This is a genomic window from Acidiphilium iwatense, assembly GCF_021556475.1.
GTDB lineage: Bacteria > Pseudomonadota > Alphaproteobacteria > Acetobacterales > Acetobacteraceae > Acidiphilium > Acidiphilium iwatense.
Window position 1 is genome coordinate 1 of the sequence record NZ_JAKGBZ010000104.1, and the last position, 3,867, is coordinate 3,867.

The 3,867-nt window shown below is 60.7% G+C and carries 4 protein-coding genes; all 4 read left to right on the forward strand.

Annotation, left to right across the window (positions count from 1 at the left end):
* The first annotated feature begins 200 nt into the window (after positions 1-200).
* The 4 genes from L2A60_RS19975 to L2A60_RS19990 all read left to right on the forward strand — a co-directional run bounded on the left by L2A60_RS19975 (position 201) and on the right by L2A60_RS19990 (position 3,314).
* Entirely contained in the window at positions 201-881 is a 681-nt protein-coding gene (locus L2A60_RS19975; RefSeq protein ID WP_235706215.1) for a GNAT family N-acetyltransferase, read from the forward strand.
* A gap of 244 nt (positions 882-1,125) precedes the next feature.
* On the forward strand, positions 1,126-1,431 hold the full coding sequence (locus tag L2A60_RS19980) for a hypothetical protein (protein ID WP_235706216.1): 306 nt from the start codon (positions 1,126-1,128) through the stop codon (positions 1,429-1,431).
* A 352-nt stretch (positions 1,432-1,783) separates the two neighbouring features.
* Positions 1,784-2,800 carry a 2-dehydropantoate 2-reductase gene (locus L2A60_RS19985; protein WP_235706217.1) on the forward strand — a complete coding sequence of 339 codons (1,017 nt, stop codon included), beginning with the start codon at positions 1,784-1,786 and terminating at the stop codon, positions 2,798-2,800.
* A 160-nt stretch (positions 2,801-2,960) separates the two neighbouring features.
* A complete protein-coding gene (locus L2A60_RS19990) occupies positions 2,961-3,314 on the forward strand; it encodes a hypothetical protein (protein ID WP_235706218.1) in 354 nt (117 codons plus the stop codon).
* Positions 3,315-3,867 lie beyond the last annotated feature (553 nt).

Consider the following 3,867-nt stretch of genomic DNA (forward strand, 5'->3'; position numbering starts at 1 on the left):
GATGGGCCATGCCGGGGCGGTGATTTCCGGCGGGCGCGACACCGCCCAGGCGAAAATCGAGGCGATGAAATCCGCCGGAATCCATGTCGCCGACAGCCCAGCATCCCTCGGATCAACCATGGTCCGGGTTCTGGCCGGCGACGAACCGAGCCGCAAATTCGCGACCGGCTGACGGCAGAATGGTATCGGAGCGTCCATCCATGAGCACTTCTCCGCGCGGCCCCGAAGTCGACGACACGCCGCGGCCATTGCCGCCGCGCGTGCCGATCGAGGGCCATCATACCAGCCTCGAACCTCTTGCCGTTGCCCATGTCGAAGACCTCTGGGCCGCCGCGCAGGGGGCCGAGGCAAGCTGGACCTACATGAATTGCGGTCCGTTCGGCTCCGAATCGGCGATGCGGCGCCATATCGCGACGCTGGCGAGCCAGCACGACCCCATGGCCTGGGCGGTCCGCTCGAAGCGGAACGGCCGGGTGATGGGCTGGCTCACCCTGCGCGACATTCAACCCGCCAACGCCGCGATCGAGCTTGGCAACATCTGGTTTTCGCCGGCTCTGCAGCGCAGCCCGGTCGGTACCGAATCGATGTTCCTGCTGCTCCGGCTCGCCGCCGATCTCGGCTATCGAAGGCTGGTCTGGAAATGCGATGCGCTGAACGCCCCGTCGCGACGCGCGGCGGAGCGTCTGGGTTTCACTTTCGAGGGCATTCTGCGCAATCATCTGATCCTGAAGGGCCGCAGCCGGGATTCGGCGATGTTCAGCCAGACCGACGCCGAATGGCCGCGCAACCGCGCGATGCTCGAAGCCTGGATCGACCCGGCGAATTTCGACGAGGTTGGCACCCAGCGACGCTCCCTTGCGGAACTAGCCGCGCGCGGCTGACCCGATAGGGCCAGCCGCCTGACCGCTTCACCAAGGCGGCAAAGGCAGTTTCACTTATGCGCGACTTTTCCGAATGGGCCAAGCACAAGCTTCTCATAATTTTGACATTTTACATTTGGTATACTATATTATGACAACTTGCTGAACCGACCGTGGGCACGAAGCCGCGGGACATGAAAGCGGCCTGATCGAAGGGAGATCGACCTGGGCAGCAGGTTTCGGATAACCAAAAGAGGATCGAGCCATGAAAAGGATGATGTTTTTTGCCGTGATCGCGGCAGGTATCGGCGGGTTACGCGGTGTCGCATCCGCGCAGCAGGGTGCTTCCAGCTTGCTGGCAACAACGATCATCGCGCAAACGCCGCCTTCGGTGATCGGTCAGAACAAGCCGGTATTCGCGGAACAAGGAGTGCCCATCATTGCCCAAATGCCGCCGCCGGTAATCGGTCAAACTCCTGTTTTCGGGGAGCGTGGAGTCCCGGTCTTTCCGCAAACGCCACCTGCCGTCATTGGCCAAAGCTACGCGGCATTCGGCCTCCCGGCGGCATAACGGAACCAGTGGCAGCTGATTTGAAAAACCGGCCTTCAGTCAGGCCGGGATTTTTTCTCATCGATCCCGGCTGAAGGCGACGGCGCGGCCGGAAGAGTCCAGCCGGCGGAGACGCTGGTTGTTCGCCGCGCGCCCCTCACACGAAGTCCCACGATTTTCCTGCATTCGCGGTGATCATTCGCCGACCGGAATGGTGCATATTATATTAATGCGACAAATAAAATAATTTCAGAATAAAATTCTTGACATTTGGTATATCGTATACCAGACTGTCAAAAACCGTTTAGTCGATCCCGAATTCGAATGTCGGGACCGGGCAAATGGCGCGACATGAATCGAAGGGAGAACGCACATGAAAGTCTGCATTTTCGGGGCCGGGGCAATCGGCGGGTTTCTCGGCGTCATGCTGGAGCGCGCCGGATGTGAAGTCAGCATGGTCGCGCGGGGCGCGCATCTGGAGACGATGCGCCGCGACGGGGTCCGCCTGTTGATGGAAAATGCCGAGCATCACGCGCGGCCGCACTGCACCGGCGATCCGGCGGAACTCGGCCCGCAGGACTACGTCATCATCTGCCTCAAGGCGCATTCGATCCCGGCGGTGGTCGACCGGATGATTCCGTTGCTGGGTAACGATACCAGCGTGGTGACGGCGGTGAACGGCATTCCATACTGGTATTTCCACCGCCATGGCGGCGAGCGGGAAGGCGCCACGCTGGAAAGCGTCGATCCGGGCGGGCGGCAATGGGAAATCCTGCGGCCGGAGCGTGCGATCGGCTGCGTGGTCAACCCGGCGACCGAGGTTGTCGAACCCGGCGTGATCAAGCACGTCTATGGCGACAAATTTCCGCTCGGCGAACCGTCCGGCGAGCGGACCGAGAGAATCGTCCGGCTCGCGACGGCGATGGAGGCGGCGGGGCTGAAAGCGCCGATTCGCGACAATATTCGCGACGAAATCTGGCTGAAGCTATGGGGAAATCTGTGCTTCAACCCGATCAGCGCGCTGACCGGCGCGACGCTCGACAAGATCGCCCACGATCCCGATACCCGCGCTCTGGCCAAGGCGATGATGCTCGAAGCCAAATCGATCGGCGACCGGCTCGGGGTGCATTTCCGGGTCGATGTCGAACGCCGGATCGACGGGGCGGGCGCGGTCGTCGGTCACAAAACCTCGATGCTGCAGGATCTCGAACGCGGCCGGCCGATGGAAATCGACGCACTTGTCACGGTGGTGCAGGAACTCGGCGCGCTCGTCGGCGTGCCGACGCCGACGATCGATACGGTTCTTGCCCTGATCAGGCAGCGCGGCGAGGTGGCGGGATTGTATCAGAAGCAGAAAGTTCCCGACTCGGCCGTTCTCTGCCCTGCATAAACAGAGGGTGTATGGTCGACCAGAGAGTCCATTATAAATACTCGGTGCCCCGAGGTCGCGTTCCTGCCTTCTTTGGACAACGCCGATTCAAGGGCCCGAATTATCATAAAACCCACTGGAGCTCTGAAGAGGATGAACCTGATCGCGAAAAAAAACGACTATGGCCGGAGTCGTGGCCGCGCTCCTGCTGGCATCCTGCTCCGTCAGGGTAGCGCCGGCACCGGCGGATTCGATCAGCGTTCAGGCATGTCGCCAGGCGGAGGCGCATTCGATGATCCAGGCAGGGATGCGTCATGCGGATAATTGTCAGCCGGGCAATCCCCAGAGCGTTCATCTGGTGGGAGCACAGAACCAGAGCATTCATCCGGCGGGAGCGCAGATGAAGAGCGCGGGGATAATGGGAGTGCAGATCCGCGTGCTGCATCATTTGTCGCCAGCCGAGAAGCAAGCCTGCGAAACGGCGAAACTGCACTCGGTACCTCAATTGGGACTGCGCCATCCCGGCGGTTGCTGAACCGGTTCAACGGACATTGAAGGGCGGCCCGTCGCCGGCGGGTCGCCCTTTTTTGTGATCCCGCAATAAAATCATAGGGATTCATGCAAAATATCGCTAGACAGAATAATACAATATGGTATACAAAATAGAAAGATGCCAGAAGCCCGGAACGGGTCGATAGCCGGCATCCAAACTGAACAGGCGGATCAGCCTGTCGCGTGAGAGGGAAGTCTTGGAATGAGCCAGGTCGCGAATGCGGCAATAGGCCGATTGCTAATTCATTCGAAATTGCTTCCGCTCTCATGCGCGATCCGCGGACGGGTGCAAGTGCGGCGCGCTTCGCGCAACGCAGCTAACGCACCGTCAGGCCGTCGCTGAACAGACTGCACAAAAGGAGCAGCGCCATGAGCCGCGACATCATAAAAGTCTGGGAAAAAGGGAGCGTGACATGAAAAAGACGACGAAGTTTCTTGTCGGAGCGGGACTGACCACCGCCCTGCTCGCCGCATCGCAATCGAGCTACGCGCTCGGCGGCGGCGGTGAAGGCAACAACGTACCGGCGGAGACGATC